At 62.0% G+C, this 21,349-nt stretch carries 26 protein-coding genes; 14 read left to right on the forward strand and 12 right to left on the reverse strand.

All coding sequences use genetic code 11. From position 1 onward, the window contains the following. Positions 1-145: 145 nt before the first annotated feature. Positions 146-367, reverse strand: a complete 222-nt coding sequence (gene rpmE / locus EDE09_RS25210; protein WP_105374499.1) for a 50S ribosomal protein L31 — start codon at positions 365-367, stop codon at positions 146-148. A 103-nt stretch (positions 368-470) separates the two neighbouring features. Here rpmE and EDE09_RS25215 point away from each other — a divergent pair, with 103 nt between their 5' ends. Together EDE09_RS25215 and EDE09_RS25220 are read left to right on the forward strand one after the other, a co-directional pair. Next, complete coding sequence (locus EDE09_RS25215; RefSeq protein ID WP_342588639.1) at positions 471-2,363, forward strand: ABC transporter transmembrane domain-containing protein; 1,893 nt, start codon at positions 471-473, stop codon at positions 2,361-2,363. A gap of 29 nt (positions 2,364-2,392) precedes the next feature. Beyond that, a complete protein-coding gene (locus EDE09_RS25220) occupies positions 2,393-2,638 on the forward strand; it encodes a DUF982 domain-containing protein (protein ID WP_105374501.1) in 246 nt (81 codons plus the stop codon). A 27-nt stretch (positions 2,639-2,665) separates the two neighbouring features. Here the strand turns inward: EDE09_RS25220 and EDE09_RS25225 are convergent, their stop codons facing one another. The 7 genes from EDE09_RS25225 to EDE09_RS25255 all read right to left on the reverse strand — a co-directional run bounded on the left by EDE09_RS25225 (position 2,666) and on the right by EDE09_RS25255 (position 9,326). Then, positions 2,666-2,863: a hypothetical protein gene (locus EDE09_RS25225; RefSeq protein WP_245423005.1), complete on the reverse strand. Its 198-nt coding sequence runs from the start codon at positions 2,861-2,863 to the stop codon at positions 2,666-2,668. 20 nt (positions 2,864-2,883) lie between these two features. Then, positions 2,884-3,915, reverse strand: a complete 1,032-nt coding sequence (locus EDE09_RS25230; protein WP_105374503.1) for a peptidoglycan -binding protein — start codon at positions 3,913-3,915, stop codon at positions 2,884-2,886. Between the two features lie 3 nt (positions 3,916-3,918). Next, positions 3,919-4,962 (reverse strand): MotA/TolQ/ExbB proton channel family protein, encoded by a 1,044-nt coding sequence (locus tag EDE09_RS25235; RefSeq protein WP_105374504.1) that lies wholly within the window; start codon positions 4,960-4,962, stop codon positions 3,919-3,921. 239 nt (positions 4,963-5,201) lie between these two features. Then, a complete protein-coding gene (locus tag EDE09_RS25240) occupies positions 5,202-6,002 on the reverse strand; it encodes an inositol monophosphatase family protein (protein ID WP_105374505.1) in 801 nt (266 codons plus the stop codon). Between the two features lie 146 nt (positions 6,003-6,148). Beyond that, positions 6,149-7,417 (reverse strand): DUF4010 domain-containing protein, encoded by a 1,269-nt coding sequence (locus EDE09_RS25245; protein WP_105374506.1) that lies wholly within the window; start codon positions 7,415-7,417, stop codon positions 6,149-6,151. 112 nt (positions 7,418-7,529) lie between these two features. After that, positions 7,530-8,663 carry a tetratricopeptide repeat protein gene (locus EDE09_RS25250; RefSeq protein ID WP_245423006.1) on the reverse strand — a complete coding sequence of 378 codons (1,134 nt, stop codon included), beginning with the start codon at positions 8,661-8,663 and terminating at the stop codon, positions 7,530-7,532. 9 nt (positions 8,664-8,672) lie between these two features. After that, positions 8,673-9,326, reverse strand: coding sequence for a thiamine phosphate synthase (locus EDE09_RS25255; protein ID WP_105374507.1), 654 nt, complete (start codon positions 9,324-9,326; stop codon positions 8,673-8,675). 113 nt (positions 9,327-9,439) lie between these two features. On the opposite strand from EDE09_RS25255, the gene EDE09_RS25260 reads away from it, so the two are divergent. Then, the gene (locus EDE09_RS25260; RefSeq protein ID WP_105374508.1) at positions 9,440-10,210 is read left to right on the forward strand and encodes a sulfite exporter TauE/SafE family protein; all 771 of its coding nucleotides are present in this window, start codon (positions 9,440-9,442) and stop codon (positions 10,208-10,210) included. Between the two features lie 93 nt (positions 10,211-10,303). After that, the gene (locus EDE09_RS25265; RefSeq protein ID WP_105374509.1) at positions 10,304-10,564 is read left to right on the forward strand and encodes a metalloregulator ArsR/SmtB family transcription factor; all 261 of its coding nucleotides are present in this window, start codon (positions 10,304-10,306) and stop codon (positions 10,562-10,564) included. A gap of 120 nt (positions 10,565-10,684) precedes the next feature. Here EDE09_RS25265 and EDE09_RS25270 read toward each other — a convergent pair whose 3' ends face one another. Beyond that, positions 10,685-10,861, reverse strand: coding sequence for a DUF465 domain-containing protein (locus EDE09_RS25270; protein WP_105374510.1), 177 nt, complete (start codon positions 10,859-10,861; stop codon positions 10,685-10,687). Between the two features lie 236 nt (positions 10,862-11,097). Between EDE09_RS25270 and EDE09_RS25275 the strand changes: the two genes are divergently transcribed. From EDE09_RS25275 to EDE09_RS25305, 7 genes are all read left to right on the forward strand, one after another. After that, positions 11,098-11,301 (forward strand): DUF465 domain-containing protein, encoded by a 204-nt coding sequence (locus EDE09_RS25275; protein ID WP_105374511.1) that lies wholly within the window; start codon positions 11,098-11,100, stop codon positions 11,299-11,301. Positions 11,302-11,313: 12 nt separating this feature from the next. Beyond that, the gene (gene purE, locus EDE09_RS25280) at positions 11,314-11,811 is read left to right on the forward strand and encodes a 5-(carboxyamino)imidazole ribonucleotide mutase (RefSeq protein ID WP_105374512.1); all 498 of its coding nucleotides are present in this window, start codon (positions 11,314-11,316) and stop codon (positions 11,809-11,811) included. After that, on the forward strand, positions 11,808-12,878 hold the full coding sequence (locus EDE09_RS25285; RefSeq protein WP_105374513.1) for a 5-(carboxyamino)imidazole ribonucleotide synthase: 1,071 nt from the start codon (positions 11,808-11,810) through the stop codon (positions 12,876-12,878). Before purE ends, EDE09_RS25285 begins: the two co-directional genes overlap by 4 nt. A 126-nt stretch (positions 12,879-13,004) precedes the next feature. Further along, positions 13,005-13,130, forward strand: coding sequence for a type B 50S ribosomal protein L36 (ykgO, locus tag EDE09_RS25290; RefSeq protein ID WP_006726873.1), 126 nt, complete (start codon positions 13,005-13,007; stop codon positions 13,128-13,130). Positions 13,131-13,228: 98 nt separating this feature from the next. Next, a complete protein-coding gene (locus EDE09_RS25295; protein WP_105374514.1) occupies positions 13,229-13,828 on the forward strand; it encodes a hypothetical protein in 600 nt (199 codons plus the stop codon). A 13-nt stretch (positions 13,829-13,841) separates the two neighbouring features. After that, positions 13,842-14,882 carry an alpha/beta hydrolase gene (locus EDE09_RS25300; protein ID WP_105374515.1) on the forward strand — a complete coding sequence of 347 codons (1,041 nt, stop codon included), beginning with the start codon at positions 13,842-13,844 and terminating at the stop codon, positions 14,880-14,882. Positions 14,883-14,957: 75 nt separating this feature from the next. Further along, positions 14,958-15,689, forward strand: coding sequence for a hypothetical protein (locus tag EDE09_RS25305; RefSeq protein ID WP_132413205.1), 732 nt, complete (start codon positions 14,958-14,960; stop codon positions 15,687-15,689). 78 nt (positions 15,690-15,767) lie between these two features. Here EDE09_RS25305 and pyk read toward each other — a convergent pair whose 3' ends face one another. Together pyk and EDE09_RS25315 are read right to left on the reverse strand one after the other, a co-directional pair. After that, positions 15,768-17,207 carry a pyruvate kinase gene (pyk, locus tag EDE09_RS25310; RefSeq protein WP_105374517.1) on the reverse strand — a complete coding sequence of 480 codons (1,440 nt, stop codon included), beginning with the start codon at positions 17,205-17,207 and terminating at the stop codon, positions 15,768-15,770. Further along, positions 17,207-17,617, reverse strand: a complete 411-nt coding sequence (locus EDE09_RS25315) for a DUF1036 domain-containing protein (protein ID WP_105374547.1) — start codon at positions 17,615-17,617, stop codon at positions 17,207-17,209. Before EDE09_RS25315 ends, pyk begins: the two co-directional genes overlap by 1 nt. 262 nt (positions 17,618-17,879) lie before the next feature. On the opposite strand from EDE09_RS25315, the gene EDE09_RS25320 reads away from it, so the two are divergent. From EDE09_RS25320 to EDE09_RS25330, 3 genes are all read left to right on the forward strand, one after another. Next, positions 17,880-18,671 (forward strand): N-formylglutamate amidohydrolase, encoded by a 792-nt coding sequence (locus EDE09_RS25320; protein WP_105374518.1) that lies wholly within the window; start codon positions 17,880-17,882, stop codon positions 18,669-18,671. 21 nt (positions 18,672-18,692) lie between these two features. Further along, positions 18,693-19,001, forward strand: a complete 309-nt coding sequence (locus tag EDE09_RS25325) for a DUF1244 domain-containing protein (protein WP_105374519.1) — start codon at positions 18,693-18,695, stop codon at positions 18,999-19,001. Positions 19,002-19,083: 82 nt separating this feature from the next. After that, positions 19,084-19,356: a DUF2312 domain-containing protein gene (locus EDE09_RS25330; protein ID WP_105374520.1), complete on the forward strand. Its 273-nt coding sequence runs from the start codon at positions 19,084-19,086 to the stop codon at positions 19,354-19,356. A 72-nt stretch (positions 19,357-19,428) separates the two neighbouring features. On the opposite strand, the gene EDE09_RS25335 is transcribed toward EDE09_RS25330, so the two are convergent. Next, a complete protein-coding gene (locus EDE09_RS25335; protein WP_105374548.1) occupies positions 19,429-21,243 on the reverse strand; it encodes a DUF882 domain-containing protein in 1,815 nt (604 codons plus the stop codon). Positions 21,244-21,349: the final 106 nt, after the last annotated feature.

A 21,349-nucleotide genomic window follows, 5' to 3' on the forward strand; every position in this document is an offset into this window, starting at 1 on the left:
TCGCCCTTCCGCAGTTGCGCTTCACTTCGCTCGCCATGACCAGCTTACGGTGGGACTTCCACCCACAAGAATGCGCCCATGCTGGGCGCACAACAAAAAAAGCCCGGCTTTCGCCAGGCTTTTATCGGATCGTTCGAAAAGCAGCTTAGAGGCCGAGGCCGCCGAAGCGCTTGTTGAACTTGGAGACGCGGCCGCCGCGGTCCATGAGCTGCTGGTTGCCGCCCGTCCAGGCCGGATGCGACTTCGGGTCGATTTCCAGGTTCATGGTTGCGCCTTCAGAACCCCAGGTCGAGCGGGTTTCGTACTCGGTGCCATCGGTCATGACGACCTTGATCATGTGGTATGCGGGATGAATGTCAGCCTTCATGTCGATAATCCTGCTCTGCGAGGTCCATATGTCGCAATTGCGAGCGAGAACCCTCTTTAATAAATGAAGCCGCAGACCGGTCCGGTCACGGCTTCCCAATTCGATGCGGAGCCTATACAGGAAGGTCGCCCGAAGCACAAGTACCCGCGCCTTTCGAAAAGCGCCCCGACACCAGAGGGAAAAATTGGCCGAAGCCCGCGAAAACCAGCCCAGCGAAAGCCCCCGGAGAGGCAAGGCACTCAGGCCGCTTGCAAGGCTTGTCCCCTACCTTTCACGTTACCGGCCGATGGTTGCGGCGGCAACATTCTTCCTCGTCCTGGCCGCTGCCACGACGCTGGCGCTGCCGCTCGCCGTACGACGCATGGTCGATCATGGCTTTGCCTTTTCGGATGGCAGCTTCATCAACAACTACTTCGGCATGCTGATGGCGCTGGCCGCCCTTCTCGCGGTCGCGAGCGCCATGCGCTACTATTACGTCATCACCATTGGCGAACGGGTGGTCGCAGACCTGCGCCGCGAGGTCTTCTCGCACATCACCCGCCTGTCGCCCGCCTTCTACGACGTCAACCAGTCGGGCGAGATCGTCTCGCGCCTGACGGCCGATACGACCCAAATCAAGTCCGCCTTCGGTTCGGCCGCCTCGCAGGCGCTGCGCAACACCATTCTCTGTCTCGGCGCAATGGGGATGATGATCTATACGAGCCCCAGGCTTTCCGCCCTGGTGCTCGGGGCGATCCCCCTCATCGTCTTCCCGCTGGTCGGCTTCGGCCGCTCGGTCAGGCGCCGCTCGCGCGCCGCCCAGGATACGCTTGCCGAAACCTCCGCCTTTGCGGCCGAAACGATCGGCGCAACGCGGACGGTACAGGCATTCGGGAGCGAAACGACGGCCGCAAACCGCTACGGCAAAACCGTCGAAAGCGCCTATCACGCGGCCCGAACGGCCATCAAGGCGCGTGCGCTGCTGACCGGTTTCGGCATCCTGCTTGTCTTCGGCAGCGTCGTCGGCGTCCTGTGGTACGGCGCCCAGAGTGTTCTGGCGGGCACGATGACTGCTGGAACGCTCGGCCAGTTCGTGCTCTATTCGGTCATCGCGGCAAGCTCCCTCGGGCAGCTTTCCGAAGTCTGGGGCGAGCTTTCTGCCGCCGGCGGAGCTGCCGAACGGCTGACCGAATTGCTGCACGAAGTCCCGGCGATCCGCGACCCGGACCGCCCTGTCGCGCTCCCCTCTCCGCCGCATGGCGAAGTGGAATTTGACGCGGTATCCTTCGCCTATCCCGCCCGCGTCAGCGCCATCACGCTCAATTCCCTATCGTTCCACGTCAGGCCCGGCGAAACGGTTGCGATCGTCGGCCCATCGGGCGCCGGCAAGAGCACGATCTTCTCTCTGCTGATGCGGTTCTATGATCCATCCAGCGGAACCGTGAAGCTCGACGGCGTCGATCTGAGGCAGGCGAGGCTTGCGGATCTGAGGTCCCGTCTGGCGATCGTACCGCAGGACGTGACGATCTTCGCCGCGTCGATCCACGACAACATCGCCTTTGGCGTGCCGGATGCCAGCCGGGAGGCTGTCCGCGCCGCGGCCATCGCTGCGCAGGCGGACGAGTTTATCTCGCGGCTCGATCAGGGCTATGATACGCTTGCCGGCGAGCGCGGCATCACGTTGTCCGGCGGCCAGCGCCAGCGTATCGCAATCGCCCGCGCTATTTTGAAGGACGCACCGGTCCTGCTGCTCGACGAAGCGACCTCGGCGCTGGATGCGGAAAGCGAGACCTTGGTGCAGAAAGCCCTCGACGGACTGATGCAGAACCGCACGACACTCGTCATCGCCCATCGGCTGGCGACCGTGCTAAAAGCCGACCGCATCCTTGTCATGGAAAATGGTCGGGTCGTCGAGGAAGGCACGCACCAGAGCCTGGTGGCGCAGGGCGGGCTCTACGCCAAGCTCGCCCGCCTGCAGTTTCACGACATCGAAAGGCAGAGCGCGACGGCGCTCTGACCCGTGGTCAAAGGATAATGGTGATAGCCATGGACTCTCTCTGGAAGAATCCGGTCGTCGTGTCGATCGGAGAGCCGCCCGTCGAAACCGTGATCGACACCACGCAAGCCGCGGCCTGGGCGATGATCGAAGACTGGCCCATGGAAGATGGCACGGCGCTCGATCGAGCTCTTGCCCTCTGCGCCGCGGTCGATGCCGGAAAGCGCAAACCGGAAGAGGCAAGGCATGCCTTTGTCGAAGCGGCCAAGGAAGCGGGTATCTTCATCCGAGGCTGAATTGGGTGCCCGACAACGCCCCACCCGTCACGTCACGCGTCTGAAAGTCCATTTCACGACATAGTCGCCGTTGCGCTTCAACTTGCCCTTCGTGCGTACCTCGACAGGACCGCCCAATTCGATTTCCGCCTTGGCGAAAGCTTCACGGGCTTCCGCCATTGCCTTGTGATAGACGCTGTTGTCTCGCCTCGGGCTGTCGGCGACCGCCTTTACGAGGGCGGTCATATCCTTGTCCCCGGCCATCGTTATCGCTCGGTGAGCTTCAGCTCGATGCGGCGGTTCTGCGATTTGACGTCTGGGGTGTCTCCCTGCGCGATCGGCTGGAACTCGCCGAAGCCGGCCGCCACCAGACGGTTCGCCGGCACGCCTTTGGAAATGAGATATTTCACCACCGAGGTGGCGCGGGCGGAAGAGAGCTCCCAGTTGTCGCGATAACGGCCGATGCCGGAAAGCGGCGAATTGTCGGTATGGCCATCCACACGCAGTACCCAATTGATCTCGGCAGGAATTTCCTTCGCCAGATCGAGAAGCGCCGCGGCCAGTTTGTCCATCTCGGCGCGACCGGCATCATCGAGTTCGCTGCCACCCACGGGAAAGAGAACTTCCGACTGGAAAACGAAACGGTCGCCGACGATGCGGATGTTCTCGCGATCGGAAAGGATTTCGCGAAGCCGTCCGAAAAAGTCGGAGCGGTAGCGGTTGAGTTCTTGCACGCGCTGCGCCAGCGCCACGTTCAGGCGCCGGCCGAGATCGGCAATCTGTGCCTGCGATGACGAATCCTTCGCTTCCGAAGCCTGCAGCGCCTGCTCGATGGCGGCGATCTGCGCGCGGAGGGCGGCAATCTGCTGGTTCAGCAGCTCGACCTGGCTTGCCGCGCGGGCGCTCAGCTGCTGTTCCTGGTTGAGCTGGCTGGTCAATTCGCCGACGCGCGCATTGGCCGCGGCACTGCTGCCGGCACCCTCGCTCAGCAATTGCTGCAGCCGCGACCGTTCGCTTTCCGAAGCCGAAAGGGAGGACTGCAGGCTGGCGAGCTGGTCCTCGAAATCCTGGCTGTTGCTCTTTTCGAGCGCCAGGAGCTCGGTCAGCTCGGCGATCTGGCTGTTCAGCCGGTTCAGCACCTCGTCGCGGCCGGTGATTTCCCGGCTTAAAAGGAACTGCGCCAGCACGAAGACGGTCAGCAGGAACATGATGGCGAGGAGCAGCGTGGAGAGCGCATCCACGAAACCCGGCCAGAAGTCGACGGACCGATCCCGGCGGCGGTTCTTGGCGAGGGCCATCGGTTATTTCCCCCCGACCTTGTCGGAAAGTCGGTCGAGGGTGCGGCGTAGCGCCTTGGCCTCTTCCTGCTGCGCTTCGATCCAGTCGCGCAGCATCTGCTGCTCATTGCGCATGTTCTTCACAAGCCCCTGGATGCCTTCGGCAAGATTGGCCATCGCCGAGAGCGAACGATCGGAATGGTGGCCGTCGGGCGCCTTGGACTGGGCGGCGGCAAGGGCTTTTAGTTGTTCGGTAAGCGCGCGGATATCTTCCGAGGAGCCATGCGCGATCGTCTCCGCCACGGCAGGCATGTCCGACCCGAGGTCCGTCACCGACGAAAGCCAGTTTTCGAGCTCGGTGTAAAAACGGTTCTGGGCCCGGCCCGCCTGCAGGTCGAGGAAGCCGAGGATCAGCGAACCGGAGAGACCGAGCAGCGACGAGGAGAATGCCGTGCCCATGCCGGCGAGCGGCTGAGCGAGACCGCTCTTGATCGCTGCAAGAACGTCGTTCGAATCGCCTGAATTCGGGTCGAGCGCGCCGATGACATTGCTGATCGAGCCGATCGTCTGGATCAGGCCCCAGAAGGTGCCGAGTAGACCGAGGAAAACCAGCAGGCCGATGAGGTAGCGGGAAATGTCGCGTGATTCGTCGAGGCGGGTGGCGATCGAATCGAGGATCGAGCGGAAGGCGTTGGTCGACAGCGCCATCTTGCGGCGCCCGCCGATCAGCGTTCGCATCGGCGCGAGCAGCTTCGGTTCGCGGCCGACCTTGTCGGCGCTGCCGGCGGCGCGGAAGGAGTTGAACCAGCGTACTTCCGGGATGAGTCCGATCACCTGGTTGAAGACGAGAATGATGCCGATCAGCAGGACGCCGAGAATCAACCCGTTGAGACCCGGATTGGTCTGAAAGGCATGCGCGGCCTGGCGATAGAGAATGGAGGCGACGAACCCGACGATGATCAGGAAGATCAGCATCGTCCACAGGAATGACGCCGGATTGGAAAGTTTGTAGGTATAGCCGCTGCGCGCTTCAGACTCGTCCAGATCGTCCACTCTCGCATTCGCCATGATACGCCTTCAGCCTCCGATACTCTTGCACGTCGGAGGCTACGGCATGTCCTCCGGAAGTGCAAAGCGGTTTCGGGACAAGGACATGCGTAAAACAAGAGTCTACGGCATATCGCGTGAATCCCTCTTTCACGCGATATGCTGTAGTTTAAAATTGCGACGAATTGAAGTGCGGACGCTACGGAAAACAGTCGGCTATCAACCGTCCGCAGCGCCGGCCTATCGGCTTTGAGTTCCGCTCAGCGAGTCGGCACGGGCCGGTTGGCAACCTCGAGCAGTGCCTTCTGGATGAGCTCGTTGCCCGCGACGATGTTGCCGCTGCCGAAGATATCCGTGGTGCCCTTCATGTCGCTGGCGAAACCGCCTGCCTCGCGGATCAGCACGATGCCGGCAGCCATATCCCAGGCAGAAAGGTCGGTTTCCCAGAAACCGTCGAGACGGCCGGCTGCCACATAGGCAAGGTCGAGCGCGGCAGCACCCATACGGCGGACGCCTGCCACTTCCCCCATGACGTGGCGGAGTTCGATGAGGAACTTTCCGTGGTTGCCGCGGCCAAGATGCGGCACGCCGCAACCGATCACGCAGTCGGACAGCACGCGGCGGGCAGCGACCCGGATGCGACGATCGTTCATGAACGCGCCGCCACCCTTTTCGGCGGTGAACAATTCGTCGGTCGCCGGATTGAAGACGACGCCGGCGACGATTTCGCCGTTGCGCTCGAGAGCGATCGAGACGGCGAACTGCGGAATGCCGTGCAGGAAGTTTGTGGTGCCGTCGAGCGGATCGACGATCCAGCGATGGGCGCCGTCCGTGCCCTTCAGCTCTTCGCTTTCCTCGCCGAGGAAGCCGTAGGTCGGGCGCGCCTTCATCAGCTCGTCGCGGACGATCTTTTCCGCCTTGAGGTCGGCCTGGGAGACGAAGTCGCTCGGCCCCTTTACGGAAACCTGCAGGTTCTGCACTTCGCCGAAATCCCTGGAGAGCGATTTGCCTGCCTTGAGGGCAGCCTGAACCATGACGTTGAGAAGGGCGGAGCGGGCCATGCGGGAAATCCTTGGACGCAGTCCCGGATTGCATCTGACGGGACGATATTTTCAGTTTTTCTTGATGGGCGGCTTCAAGACCACAAAACAGCGGGAAATTCAAGTCGTCCGCCGGAAACGAACGCGTTGAACAACTTGCCGCCCTCTCAGACTACAGCTCGCGCCCAAACGGCAGCCATCCCCGCCGCAATAGACAACAGGGAGGCAACGACCAGATGGACGGCAAAGCCGCGGCTGCCGAAAACCGCCGCGTAGGCGGCCTTCGCTGCCATATTCACGATCACGCCAATGCCGATCGCCTGGGCTGCCAGCTTCGGTTCGAGCGTCGGCAGCATACCTGCAACCGTCACCGTTACAGCGTCCACATCCGCAAGGGCGGAAAGTGCCGATGCAACGATCAGGCCCTCGCTGCCGAAATACTGGGTCGCCGCGCGGGCCAGAAATGCCACGCCCGCAAGGAGCGCCGCCATCTTCGCTACTGCAGGCAGTTCGAACGGATTGCCGGGAAGATTGTCCGCAGCGGGCTCCTGCCGCCCGAAGGAGAGAAATGCCGCATGACCAAGCATGACAACGGCCCCGACGCCCAGAGGTAAAATCAGGTCCGCAGCCAGGCTCGGCGCCAGCATGACAACCAGGGCGGCAGTCCGCAGCAGCGACACCGCACCGGCGGCAATTGCGCCCGCAGCGAGTGAACCGGTGCCGGCCGCGACCAGGCTTCGCCGCGCAAATGCGACGGTGGTCCCGGTCGAGGAAATAAGGCCTCCGATCGCTCCCGCCAAAAGGTCACCACGCGACGCCCCAAGCATCCGCACCGCCAGATAGGCCGCGAAGGAGATCGATGCGAGCGTTATGACAAGTATGATGAGATTTCGCGGTGAAATGCCTCCGAACGGCCCCACCGGCTCGGCGGGTATGATCGGCAGGAGCATGAAGGTCATCGCAATCAGGATCACCGCCGAACGGAGTTCGATCCATTTCAGACGGCGGATCGACGCGTGCAGGAAATTGCGGCTGGCCAGAATCGTCACTAGCGCCGCTCCCGCCGCGGAGACCAGCACCATATCGCCGATGACGGCAAGTACGCCGAGACCGAAGGTAAGGATCGCAACGATGACGGAAGTGGCGCTGAAAGATTCTTCTGCAATTGCCTCGCGCAATTCGAACACGGCCATGACGGCAGCGACAGCAATCAGAAAGCCGACAGTCACGATACCCGCATAGCCGGAGCCGGGGTTGAGGCTGCGCTCGATCAGGCCCGCGATGCCGCCGACCATGCCCACCATGATAAAGGTGCGGATGCCCGCCGTACGGCTGCCCGCCGGCTCGTCGCGCTCGCGCCAGTGTCGCTCGACCCCGACCGCGGCGCCGATCGCGATCGCCAGACCGACCCGCTGGAAAAGCTCGACATGGTCCAAATCTGCCCCCTGCACGCACTCCGAAGAGTGCTCCCGGCCTTCCGTTCACGCTTAGAGGCGTTCGACGCCGAAAGCGATCCCTCGATCGATTTTCCGTTCGCCGGACCGCCCCTTACCCTCGACGGAACCTGTTTGCCGCCTCGATCGCCTGTTTCTGTGTTTCCTCATTGATTCCGAGGTAGAAATCTTCGAGTTCCGGATCCTTCATTCCTGCGCGGCGCGAGAGAACATACCACTTTGCCGCCTCGATGGGATTGGGCCGTGTGCCCAGCGCATTGATATAGAGATGCGCCAGCTTGTTCTGCGCCGCGACGTTGCCGCGATGGGCGGCAATCCGCATCCATTCGAAACCCTTCTCGTAGTCGCGTTCGCCGCCAACGCCGTTCACCAGCCAGATTCCCATATCGAGCTGTGCTGTGTCGAAACCTGCCTTGGCGGCACGCTCCATCCATTCTCGGGCCTTGGCCTTCTTCTTCTCCGGTACGTCCCTGAGCGCCACATAAAGTTGCGCGACGGCATATTGAGCGTCCGCCACCCCCTGCGCTGCGGCCTTTTCGTAAAAGGGCAGTGCCAGGTGCAGGCCTTTTTCGCCGGGATTGTCGGAGACGAGGATCTGCCCCCAGTTGAACTGCGCCGAGGAATTTCCAGCCTCTGCGGCCTTGCGCATGAAATCGTCGGCCTGTTTCTTGTCGCGCGGGACGTCGCGTCCGCTCATCAGGAGCAGCGCATATTGGAACATGGCAGCCGGATCGCCGCCTTCTGCCGCCTTTTTGTACCAGAATGCCGCCGTCTTGGCGTCCCGTTTAAGGCCCAGGCCCTTGGTCATCATTTCGGCGACAAGCGTCTGCGCCGCTGCATCGCCGGCTCCCGCCCGCGTCAGCGCCCGGTCGAGCGCGGTGGCATAAAGACCGCGCTGATAAGCGCCGTAAGCCTCGTCGATGGCACCTGCATAGGGTCTTTCAGGTGGGGCGGGTGGCAGAGCCGCGCCCATGCGTTGGTAGAGTGCGACGCCGCCGGAGGGAACGATGCCAACCGCCTGCCCCTCCGGTTCGGCCGTATCTCTCGATGCATCGGGTACCGGCTGTGTCTCCACCCGATCTTTCTTCATCGGCTGCGTGCCGGGATCGACTGGCCGGGTTACCGGCCTCATATCCTGTGCCATGGCCAACTCGGTCATCGTCGCCGATGCGAAGACGCTCGCAAGCAGCCCGTTCAGAATCACGCGGAAAAATCGGTTCGATGCCATGGCGGAGCATCAAGCCTCAAACCGTGGCGCTTTTTCGTCCAGGATTGCGTTGACCTCGGCGACGACAGCTTTTGCTGCTTTTTCGGAAGAAAACACCGCCTTATGCAGGGCGACGAATTCCGCGCCTGTCTCGGCAACAGCAAGCACAGATGAGGGATCGCTGCCGCCCATGACGATGCAGGGAATTTCCACCATGGAGGCCCACCATTCGCCAAGCGCGAGGTTCTTCGGATGCGCCTCCGGTTTGATGTCGCCGTCGAGCTTGCCGAAAAAGATGTAGTCCGGGCGGCGTTCGCCGATTTCGAGCGCCTGGTGCCGGTCGGCAGCCCCGCCCGTGCCGACGATCATCTTGGGCACGAACTTCTCGATCGCTTCGTCAAGCTCCGTCAATGTGCCGTTCATATGCAATCCGTCCGCCTTGACCCGGCCCGCCACGCGGCTGTCGCCGGCAATCAGCGCCGCCGCGCCTGCCCCCTGAACGATCGGCACCATAAGCTCGGCGCGCTTCTGAAAGGCCTGATCGTCGAGACCGTATTGGGGTATGATCACCGATGCGACATCCCCCCCTGCAAGCGCGTCTTCGAGCTGTCGCGCCTGTCCGGCGGTATCATCGCTCTCCGGCAAGATCAGCACGAGGCGGCAGCGGTCTTCCGGTTGGGTCATCTCAAATCCTGTTCGCGGATTCGGCTCAGTGAAATCCGCACTCGTTTTCTGTCTGCAAATTCGATAGACCGGACCGATTGAAGGATCAACCGCCTCTCCCCTCCGAAAGCTTCATGCCCGACACCCTCAGCCTGACCTTTTTTACCTTTGCGGTGCCTGCCGTTTTGCTTGTCGGCCTTTCGAAAGGGGGAATCGGAGGCGCGATCGGCCTGATGGGCGTGCCTCTCATGTCCATGGCCGTGGATCCGGTCAAGGCGGCGGCGATCTTCCTGCCGATCCTGATTCTCATGGATATCGTCGCGCTGTGGTCGTGGCGGAAGTATAACGACCCGACGACGCTTTTGATGATCCTCCCGGGCGGCATCATCGGCATCGCGCTCGGCTGGGCGACATCGGCCTATGTCTCGGACGATGCGCTGCGCCTGGTGATCGCCATAGCCACCATTCTTTTTACCGTCCGTTACTTCTGGCAGGTCTATGGGCCGCACTCCAGCAGGCCCGCAGATCCTCTGCCGCACCGCCCGGTCGCCGCGACGTTCTGGGGCGCGCTTTCAGGTTATGCGAGCTTTGTCGCCCATGCGGGCGGCCCGCCATTCCAGATCTATGTCCTGCCGATGCGGCTCAACCCGCGATCCTACACCGGCGCCAGCATCCGGTTTTTCGCGATCGTCAATGCCGTGAAGGTGATCCCCTATTTCTTCCTCGGCGCCCTTGACCGGGAGAACCTGACAATCTCGGCGACGCTGCTGCCGGTGGCGCTGATAGCGACGATATTGGGTGCGACGATCGTCAAGCATCTGAAGGCAGAGTTCTTCTATCCCATGACCTACGGCCTCGCCTTTCTAGCTGGGCTGAAGCTGCTCTGGGATGGATTGCCCATCTGAAGCGTGGTTTCGGACAAGGGAATAAATTTCTCGACCTTGCTGCAACGCACAATAAATCTTGCCGTTACGGCCGGATTACCGTAAGTTTGCGCCATGACGACAGTTGATCCCTTCGCAGCCATAGCTGATCCCAACCGGCGTTATCTGCTGGAGGAACTGCGGCGTTCGCCGAGAACCGTCAACGAACTCGCCCAAGGCCTGCCGATAAGTCGGCCGGCGGTCTCCCAGCATCTGAAAGCTTTGCTTGAAAGTAATTTGGTGACGGTCACCGCAGAAGGCACGCGGCGCATCTATGCCGTCAACAGCAAGGGCTTCGACAGGCTCAATCTTTGGCTCGATCAGTTCTGGTCGTGATCTCCTACCACGACCAGAACTGCATTTTCATATTTCTGGATTGGGTTTTGGTGCCGCTTTTAATGTTGCCTCGTACTGATGATGAACCTGAGGCGCGCGGCGTTCTTCTCCTTTAGAGAACTAGTGACGCGTAGAGGCCTTAAGGCGCTGCATTTCGTCTTTGAGACGCAGCTTGCGGCGCTTGAGCTCGGCAATTTCCCGGTCGTCTGCAGAGGGCGACGCCAGAATGGACTGGAGCTCCTCTTCCAGATCACCGTGCTTCCTTTCAAGCGATGCGATATGAGCCTGGACGGTCATGTGGCATGTTCCTTCCTTGGTCAACCTGCCCCGACATTCCCTTCTGCCGAGGCTTCAGGTTTGCGACAGAAGTGTGACACGATCGGTCTGGTTTGTCGAAGGAGAAATCGTGGTTTCTCGTGGGCAAATTCGTGGCATCGGCTAACTTCCAGTTAACGTGGTTTGATGGTAGAGGCTTGCGGACATTGCCGGCAACCGCTCAAGAATAGCCGGGCATGGAGAATGGGGACCGTAATATGGCTGATCAGGAACAGGCGGATATCCGGCTGGCGCTCGCGAAACTCCGTCAGGAGCACGAGGATTATGACGCCGCCATCAACGCCATGATCGAGGTCGGCTGCGATGCCCTGAGGATCCAGCGCATGAAGAAGAAGAAGCTGGCATTGAAGGACAAGATGAGCCAGCTCGAAGATCAGATCATTCCCGACATCATCGCTTGAGGGGCTTCCGACATGGCTGAAAGACCTGCCGTCGCCATAATCATGGGTAGCCAGTCCGACTGGGAAACCATGAAAAATGCCGCCGACACGCTGGACGCGCTGGATATCGGCTACGAGGCCCGCATCATTTCCGCACACCGCACGCCGGAGCGAATGATGGCATTTGCCAAGGGCGCCCGCGCCGAAGGTTTTCAGGTCATCATTGCCGGCGCCGGCGGCGCCGCACATCTTCCCGGCATGACCGCCGCCATGACGCCGCTGCCGGTTTTCGGCGTGCCCGTGCAGTCGAAGGCGCTTTCCGGCCAGGACAGCCTGCTCTCGATCGTCCAGATGCCGGCCGGCATCCCAGTCGGAACGCTTGCGATCGGCAGGGCCGGCGCCATCAATGCCGCGCTGCTGGCTGCCGCCGTGCTTGCCCTCAACGACGCCGATATTGCCGACCGGCTGGACGAATGGCGCGCCCGCCAGTCCACCGCAGTCGCTGACTACCCGATAGACGAGGCTCCATGACCGTCCGCACGATCGGCATCATCGGCGGCGGACAGCTTGGCCGCATGCTTGCCATGGCCGCAGCCCGGCTGAACTTCCGCACCATCATCCTGGAGCCGCAGGAAGACTGTCCCGCCGCCCAGGTCGCGAACACGCAGATCACAGCGGCCTACGACGATCCTGCTGCCCTGGCCGAGCTCGCCGCTCGCTGCGACGTCGTCACCTACGAGTTCGAAAACGTGCCCGTTTCGGCCGCCGAAGCGCTGCAGCGTTCCGTGCCCGTCCATCCGCCGGCAAAGGCGCTCGAAGTCGCCCAGGACCGCCTCACCGAGAAACGCTTCCTCAATGGCTGCGGCATCGAAACCGCCCGTTTCCATGCCGTCGACAGCCAGGAGGATCTCGAAGCGGCCCTTGCGGATTTTGGCGGAAAGGGCGTCCTGAAAACCCGCAGGCTCGGTTATGACGGCAAGGGCCAGCGCGTCTTCCGTTCGCCTGAAGACGACCCGGCCGGCGCCTTCGAGGCGCTGGGTAGCGTACCGCTGATTCTCGAAAGCTTCGTGCCCTTCGATCGTGAGATATCGATCATCGCCGCACGCTCCGGCGACGGCACGGTCTCATGCTACGATCCGGCTGAGAACGTCCACCGCAATGGCATTCTTCACACCTCTACCCTACCCGCCCGCATTTCCGGTGAAACGGCAAGCGTCGCCCGGGAATCTGCAGAAAAGCTGCTCGCCGCGCTTGATTACGTCGGCGTCATCGGCATGGAATTCTTCGTTCTCGCCGATGGTGTGCTGATCGCCAACGAAATCGCGCCCCGCGTCCACAATTCCGGCCACTGGACGGAAGCGGCCTGCATCGTCTCGCAGTTCGAGCAGCACATCCGCGCCGTTGCAGGTCTGCCGCTCGGCAATCCGCACCGCCATTCGGACTGCGTTATGACCAATCTGATCGGCGACGATATTCTCGACCTTCCCGGCTGGCTGAAGAAAAAGGACGTGTTCGTCCACCTCTACGGCAAGACGGAATCCCGGCCAGGCAGGAAAATGGGCCATGTAACGGAGCTTAAAACGTCGTCACAAGGTTGACATAGGCAATAGCTCGGGTTATCTGCACGGCCAACTTGAGAGCGCGCCCCTCCAAGAAAAAGGCGGCGCGCTTTTGATTGATAAGGACAAGCGGCTTAACGGCCCACAGACTGCTGGATCAGTACAATGAAGATCAAGAACTCGCTCAAGGCGCTGAAGGCTCGTCACCGCGATAACCGTCTGGTTCGCCGCAAGGGCCGCATTTACATCATCAACAAGCAGAACCCGCGCTTCAAGGCTCGTCAGGGCTGATACGATTTTTTCGGCTTCGGCATCTGCCGGCCGATCAAATTGTCGACAGACCGGCAAATCGGGTTTGACCTTCGGCGCATGCGGATTACCTTATCCGCATGCGCTATTTTCGTTTGAACTCCCTGATTCTGGCCTCGGCCCTCATCGCCTCGCCTGCGATTGCGCAGACGCCCGCGCCAACCGCGCCGTCGACTATGCCTGCTTCGGCGGCAAGACCGGCCAATTCCCTCGATCCTCTCTTTGATGCGCTGAGGCGCGAACGCGACCCGGATAAGGCGCGCGGGATCGCTAGCCAGATCGCCTCGGACATGAGCGATTCGGGCAGCGCCACGGTCAACCTGCTGATGCAGTGGTCGGCAGACGCGATCAAGGAGAAGCGCAACGCCGCGGCCCTCGATTTCCTCGACCGGGTAACGCTGCTTGACCCAGCCTATCCCGAGGGCTGGAACCGGCGGGCCACCTTGCACTACACCATGGGCAATGCCCGCAAGGCGATGGCCGACATTGCCGAAGTCCTGAAGCGCGAGCCCCGTCATTTCGGGGCGCTCGCCGGAATGGCCGGCATTCTCATGGAAGCCGACAAGGACGAACTGGCGCTCAAGGCATGGGAAGATTATCTCGCCATCTATCCGGCAGATCGAGAGGCGCAGGAAGCAGTGACGAAGCTTTCAGAAAAGATCGCCGGAAACCGGACCTGACCTCCCTCCTCCCATGCTGATCCCGCTCCTCGCTCTCATCGGCATCGTCGCTTCCGCTTTCGGTTTCACCGCCTGGAAAGCGAAGGTGATCGAGGCCCAATTCCCGAATGCCGGCGAACTGATCGACGTCGGCGGCTTCCGTATGAATTCGCTGCATATACCCGGACCATCCGGCGCCGATCTGCCGGCCATCGTCTTCATCCACGGCGCCAGCGGCAATCTGCGCGATCAGGAGATCGCCTTCCGAAAAGCGCTGGAAGGCCGCGCGGAGATGCTGTTCATCGACCGGCCCGGACATGGTTATTCCGAACGCGGCGGCCCGGAAAACGACTTTCCCGATGGTCAGGCCGCCGCGATCGCCCGATTGATGGAAAAGCGCGGCATCCAGAGCGCGATCATCGCCGGCCATTCGTTCGGCGGAGCGATCGCCGCAAGCTTTGCGCTGTTCCACCCTGAGAAGACGACCGGCCTGCTGTTGCTGGCGCCGGCCACTCATCCCTGGCCGGGCAGCATCGACTGGTATTACAATCTCACTGCGAGACCCATTCTCGGGCGATTGTTCAGCCATCTCCTGGCCCTCCCCGCGGGATTGGCGTTGATGGAAACCGCAACCCGATCGGTGTTTCATCCCAATCCCCGGCCCGAGACCTACCTCAATGACGGGGCGCCGGCTCTTGTCCTGCGTCCGCGAAACTTTCGCCACAACGCGATCGATGTCGCCAATCTGAATGCGTATGTGACACGCATCTCGCAGCGTTACCGCGAGATTGTCGCGCCGACGGTGATCATCACCGGCGACACGGACGCGATCGTTGCGGAGGAAATCCATTCGCGTGGTTTGGCGCGCGACATCAAGGGGTCGGAACTCGTCTGGATCCGTCATCTCGGCCACAAACCGGATTACGTCGTGACGGACGTCGTGGTGGCGGCGATCGAGAAGCTTGCGGGATTGCCTCGCGACCTGCAGGCAGCCGCCCACCTGGCGGAAGCACGCATCGCGCCTCGGGTCCAGGAAGCACCGGTTGAAATGGACCTGTCGATCGAGAAGACCTGACACCCAGTAGAATTACGCCAGCCCGAAGCAAGGTGCCCATCCCAACCTCCGACCAAACGGAATCGGAGACACGTGATGGAAATCGGCAGCATTGGCAGGGACTACCCGGCACGGTCCGCGAAGCCGGGTGAGGCATCCCCCCGGACAGACGCCGCCACAGAGGCATCGTCCGGTTCATCCGGTCGAAAAGAAGAGCTATACAATCCCCTGGTTCATAGCCTGACATCGCTGACCAAGGCGACGGAGGAAGCGGAGGAACAGATAAAGGCGCGCGCCAAGCGAAAGCTCGAGGACGCCAAGCAGCAGCTCGCATTCATGCGCCGCTGGGGTTTCGACCCGGACGTGATCGCCAAGCAGGCGGCCCAGCTCAGCGTGATCGTTGCGGGTGCTGCCCGCGAATTTGCCGAGGCTTTGCCCGGAGCCGGCGGGCTCACGTCATCCGCGCCTGCCGATACTCCGTCCACAGGAGATACAGCCGATCCGGTTTTGGATCAGAGCAAGCAGGCTGCGTCAGGCGACAGGTCAGTTGAGGACACGAGACCCGTCTCCCACGCAGAGCGGGCCTATCTCGAGGAGATGGGCGAAACACCGCGAAATACGCCCCGGCTCTCCCCGGACGACATCAAGACGGCAATGGAATTCAGCTCCGTCGCACGCCAGATCAAGGCATTGCTGGAAGAGGCCGCCCGGAAGCTGCGCGAGCAGAACGGCACCGCCGCCTTGTCCGGTGCCCAGAACCTCGACGCCTCCGTCAACGCCCTGACCAGCACGGTCTCCGCTTTGCCAACGGTCAGCATCACGATTTAGCGCTCCATCCGCCGAGGGAAACTGCTCAGCAAAAAACCGCCGGATCGCTCCGGCCGTTTTTGGTTGCTGGCGAAAACCTCAGATACCCGTCTGGCCGTCTGAGCCGATATAGGCAATCCGCAACATGTTGGTGGCACCAGGCGTGCCGAGCGGAACACCGGCCGAAATGATGATCCGGTCGCCCGGCTTGCCGAAACCTTCCGACACCACGATACGGCAGGCGCGATTGACCATGTCGTCGAGATCTTCCGCGTCGTGGGTGACGACGCAATGGGTGCCCCAGCAGATGGAAAGCCGGCGTGCCGTCTGGATGATCGGCGACAGCGCGATGATCGGCACCTGCGGCCGTTCGCGCGAAGCGCGCAGGCCCGTTGTTCCCGATGACGTGTAGGTGACGATCGCCGAAAGGCGCAATGTCTCGGCGATCTGGCGGGCAGCAAGCGAAATGGCGTCGGCGCCTGTCGCCTCCGGTGTCGCGCGCTGCGAATAGATGATGCTCGGATAAAGCGGGTCCTGTTCGACGGTCGTGGCGATCGACGCCATCATCGAGACGGCTTCCACCGGATATTGGCCCGATGCCGATTCTGCCGACAGCATGACTGCATCGGCGCCTTCGAACACGGCGATCGAGACGTCCGAGACTTCCGCGCGGGTCGGCACCGGCGAGGAGATCATCGATTCCAGCATCTGCGTCGCGACGACGACCGGCTTGCCCGCACGGCGACAGGCGCGGGTCAACTGCTTCTGGATGCCCGGCACCGCTTCGATCGGCATTTCCACGCCGAGGTCGCCGCGGGCGACCATCAGCGCATCGGAAAGCTCGATGATCTCGTCGATGCGTTCGATCGCCTGCGGCTTTTCAATCTTCGACATCACGCCAACACGGCCCCGGGCGATCTTGCGTACTTCGGCCAGGTCGTCGGGACGTTGCACGAACGAGAGCGCCACCCAATCGACCTCGCCGGTTGCAAGCGCTGCATCGAGATCGACGCGGTCCTTGTCGGTCAGTGCCCCGACGCCGAGCAGCGTATCGGGCAGGCTGACGCCTTTCTTGTCGGAAATGCTGGTGCCGGCAACCACGGTGCAGACGATGCTCTTGCCATCGGCCTTCTCCGCCTTCAGAGCCAGCTTGCCATCATCGATCAGCAAGCGATGACCCGGCTTCACGGCTTCAAGAATTTCGGGATGCGGCAGGAAAACGCGATTTTCGTCGCCTGGCTCGTCGCGATTGTCGAGCGTGAAGGTCTGCCCCACCTTGAGCGTCACCTTGCCGGCCGCGAACTTGCCTACCCGCAACTTCGGGCCCTGCAGGTCGCAGAGAATGCCGATCGGTCGCCCGCAACGCGCCTCGACCGACCGGATGCGCTGAATGAGCGTCCGCATCAGGTCGTGGCTCGCATGGCTCATGTTGATCCGGAAAAGATCGGCCCCCGCTTCGTGCAGCTTCTGGATCATCTCCTCATCGGCGGAGGACGGTCCGAGCGTGGCAAGGATCTTAACTTTGCGGTAGCGCCTCATCAATTCTGGCCTTCTTGTGTGCCAGGCGTGTCCGAAAGCTGGACCATCCAGCTCCCCTGACGGCCCGTGTCATATTCCTTGAAGCCCATGCGCTGAAAGCCACGGGCGAAACAATCGTTGACGCCGACGATCTTGAACTCGTTTTCCGCGACGCACATGTTGACATTGCCGGTCCAGCGGCCGCCGCGGGCCGCATCCTCCGCATAAAGATAATAATAGCGGGACTGCAGCTCGCCCTCGATCAGCGTCGCGCAGGTGGAGGCGGGCACCTGCCACCAGCCTTCGGTGGTCCAGCCTTCCGTCGCGCGGTAGCCGATGGCCACCCCGACAAGGTTCTGCGTACTGTTGCAGACGCGGAAATCTGCATGCGCAGCGCCCGCCGCAAGCAGCGGCGCTCCGGCCGCCGCCATGGCGAACAGTGCCGGGGCGGAAAAGAGGGAGCGGAGATAGGTTTTCGGGGATTTTTTCGACACGGTTTCCGTCAGGACTCCATGGTTATTCGTGAAGCACTTTCTTCGCGCGCCGGAATCGGAAAGTCAACGAAAGTCTAATCGATTAGCCAACCTTCACGCCACCAACCAGTGCCTTTTAACTGGTCCAGCGCCGCTTGCGCCCGGCGGCTGCGCATGCCATCACCGATATCGACGAAACGACAGCTACTCCCCGCGCCACATGCAGGACTTCATTCCGTTCGAAATCATAGAAGGCGATTATGACGCCGGCATGGTGCTGCTTGCCGATCATGCCATGAACCGGCTGCCGGCCCGATACGGAAGCCTGGGACTTCCGCCGAGCGCATTCGAGCGCCATATCGCTTTCGATATTGGCATCGAGATGCTGACCCGCCGGCTCGCTGGCATGCTGGATGTCCCGGCCGTGCTCGGCTGCTTCTCCCGCCTGCTTATCGACCCGAACCGCGGCGAGGACGATCCGACCCTGGTCATGAAGATTTCCGACGGTGCGATCATTCCCGGCAATCATCCGATCACCGAAGAGGAATGGGCGCTCCGGCTCGATACATATCACCGCCCCTATCACCGCGCGGTCGAGCGGACGATTGCCAAGGCGGGCGCATCCGGCCGGGCTCCGCTCGTGCTGTCGCTGCATTCCTTCACGCCCTTTTGGAAGGGCGTGCCGAGACCCTGGCACGCGGCAGTACTTTGGGACAGCGATCACCGCGCCGTCCTTCCGTTTCTTAAACTTTTGCGGCAACCGGGCGATATCCTCGTCGGCGACAACGAACCCTATGACGGTGCGTTGAAGGGCGACACCATGTACCGTCACTGCATGATATCAGGCACGCCGCATGCCCTCCTCGAGGTGCGGCAGGACCTGATTGGCGATGAGCGTGGCGTCGATGCCTGGGCCGAAAGATTGGCGCCGGTCTTCAAGACGCTGAATGCCGACCCCACATTGCACGAATACAGGATCTTCCCGTCGCGTACGGGTCCCTATCCGACTTGAAGAGAACCAGGAGATGTTCCGATGACCGAACTTTCGAAGGAACAGCAGACCGAATTCGAGGCCGCGGCCTTCCGGCGTCTGGTGCAGCATCTGCGCGAACGGACCGACGTGCAGAACATCGATCTGATGAATCTCGCCGGATTCTGCCGCAACTGCCTGTCCAACTGGTACCGCGACGCCGCAACGGAAGCGGGCGTCGACCTTTCCAAGGACGCCTCGCGCGAGATCGTCTACGGCATGCCTTACGAGGAGTGGAAAAATCTCCACCAGGCCGAAGCGAGCGACGCTCAAAAAGCCGCATTCGAAGTGAACAAGCCCGCGCACGGTTGATCGACAGGCGATTTGTCTTGACCTTCCGGCAGCTTTTCGGCAGTTGACGACCACTCATTCAAATTTTCATCAGGAGATCCCGATGTCTGATGCTCATGGCGTCGCCCGCGACCAACTCCGCGCATTTGTCGAGCGCATCGAAAGACTGGAAGAAGAAAAGAAGACGATCGCCGACGATATCAAGGACGTCTATGGCGAAGCCAAGTCCATGGGCTTCGACACCAAGATCCTGAAGAAGGTCATTGCGCTGCGCAAGAAGGACGACCAGGAACGCATGGAAGAGGACATGATCCTCGATACCTACCTGCAGGCGCTGGGCATGATCGAGTCAGCTCCCGATCAGGACGCCGCCTGAAGCTCCCGGATCCGAGAGTACCAAAAACCCGCCACTCGGCGGGTTTTTTCTTGCTGCGAATTCTCGAGCGGTTCAGTTCGCGGGGCCGCTGAAGCGGTTGGGATCGATCGCCACCGCTGCGGCAACCGGCTTGAAGCCGCCGCCGGAATAGGCTGCCGAATAGTCGGCATTCAGCGTCCGGTTCGTCACGCGCGGCGCCTTCATGGAAGCGACCTCTTCGGCGCGATTATTGTTGAGAGCCCACTTCGCAACCATATCGCCGGTCAGGCCCTTGCTGGATGCCTGGGAGGCAGGCTGGGCTGTACGGCCGCCCTTGGTCGGCGCAGGCAAGGCGCCGGTGGAGGCAGCGACTGGCGTCTTCGGCGCATCGAACCCGTCGCCGAACTGCATGCCCTTCCTGGCGGAAGACGACTGGATGACCTTCGGCGAAACGGCAGCCGTCTGGACCGGTTTCTGGACCGGCACGGCTGGCGGTGCGGGTAGAGCCGCGGCCTTGGGCTGCGCCGGGACCGGAACGGCGGCCGAAGGCGCCGATGGCATTGCCTGGCGCGCAGGCTCGACACTCTGCGAAAGGGCAGCCACGAGTTCGGGCGTCAGTTCCTGTTCGTTGGCATCGTGCCGCGAAGCCGGAGCAGCTGCCGCCGCGGCAGGGCGATGAGCAGGCAGCGGAATAGCGGCCATCTCCTGCGGCGGCTGCATCGGGCCGACGGAGGCCGTCATCACGCCGTTGTCGGCATCGCCCTTCAGGCCACGTGGCCCGAGCAGGGTCGGAACCGGGATCTCATAGGCGGAAAGATCCGCAAAGTTCTCGCCGTTCTGCTGCATATTGGCCTGAGCGGAGGCCTGGATCGCAAGAGCTTCCTGCGCCGGATTGCGTGCCGGCGAATAAAGCGCGGTCGCAAAGCCGCCAGGGGCCGCATCCGAGCGGAAGGCCGGACGCGAAAGCGGAACGGGTGCTGCGATATCGGCCTGAGGCGGCTGCGGCGCAGCCGAAGCGACCATCACGGGAGCCGCAGGCTCCTCTTCCGGTGCCGGTTTTGCGGCCGGTGCCGGACGTTGCGCGGTGGCCGGCGTGCTGCTTTCCTCGTTGTCCTCCTCCTCGTCGGCACCACCGCCGCCGAACAGGAAGGCCAGCAGGTTAGGCTGCCGCTTGCGGCCGGTCTCCTCGCCGCGGATGCCGCCGCCGGCGGTGCTGGCGATCTGGATCGAGCTGGAGCTGACGCGTTTCTTGTAGTCGGCAAGCGCCTGTTCATAACCCGGCAGCGGCTTGCCGTCAGCGGGAAGATGAACGGTATTGCCCTTCGGGAAGATCTGCACCAGTTCCTGGCGCGACATGCGCGGCCAGGCGCGAACACCGCCGACGTCGAGATGCACGAAGGGCGAACCGGATTTCGGATAAAAGCCCACGCCCCCGACCTGCATCTGCATGGCGAGCGCGCGCAGCGTAGAAAGCTTCACGCCCGGTATGTAGAAATCCATGGCCTTGCCGAGCATATGCTGGCTGTTCTTGGCAACGCCCGTGGTTCGGGACCGCGAACGCAGCATGCCGTTGGTTTCAGGCGAACGAAAGGCCGAGACAACGTGGATGTAATCGGAGGCACCGGAACGGCGATAGACTTCCCAGACGAGGTCGAAAAGCCGCGGGTCCATCTTGGTCGGCTGATTCTTGCGCCAGTCGCGCAGGAGCTGGTTGATCTGCTGCAGGCCGCGCTGGTCGTATCTGCCATTCCGCTTGAAGGTAATGACTGCTTTTTCGCCTGTGTGCACGAAATAAAGCTTCAGGCTGCGATCTTCGGCAGCAGCTTGGGTGGCTGAGCCGGAAAGAATAGGAAACGCCGTCAAAAGCAGCAACGCTGCGGCAACGACGTGCTTGGTGAAAGTTCCCATAAGCCCGGCTTTGCCGCCCGGCGCCTTCTCACCCGAAGGCGTTTCTTTTGCATACTGATCCGGCAAAACGATCCCCGTCCTGTCGACAACGTCCCACGTTGCCTCA

It is taken from the genome of Neorhizobium sp. S3-V5DH, assembly GCF_004343065.1.
Classification (GTDB): Bacteria; Pseudomonadota; Alphaproteobacteria; order Rhizobiales; family Rhizobiaceae; genus Neorhizobium; species Neorhizobium huautlense.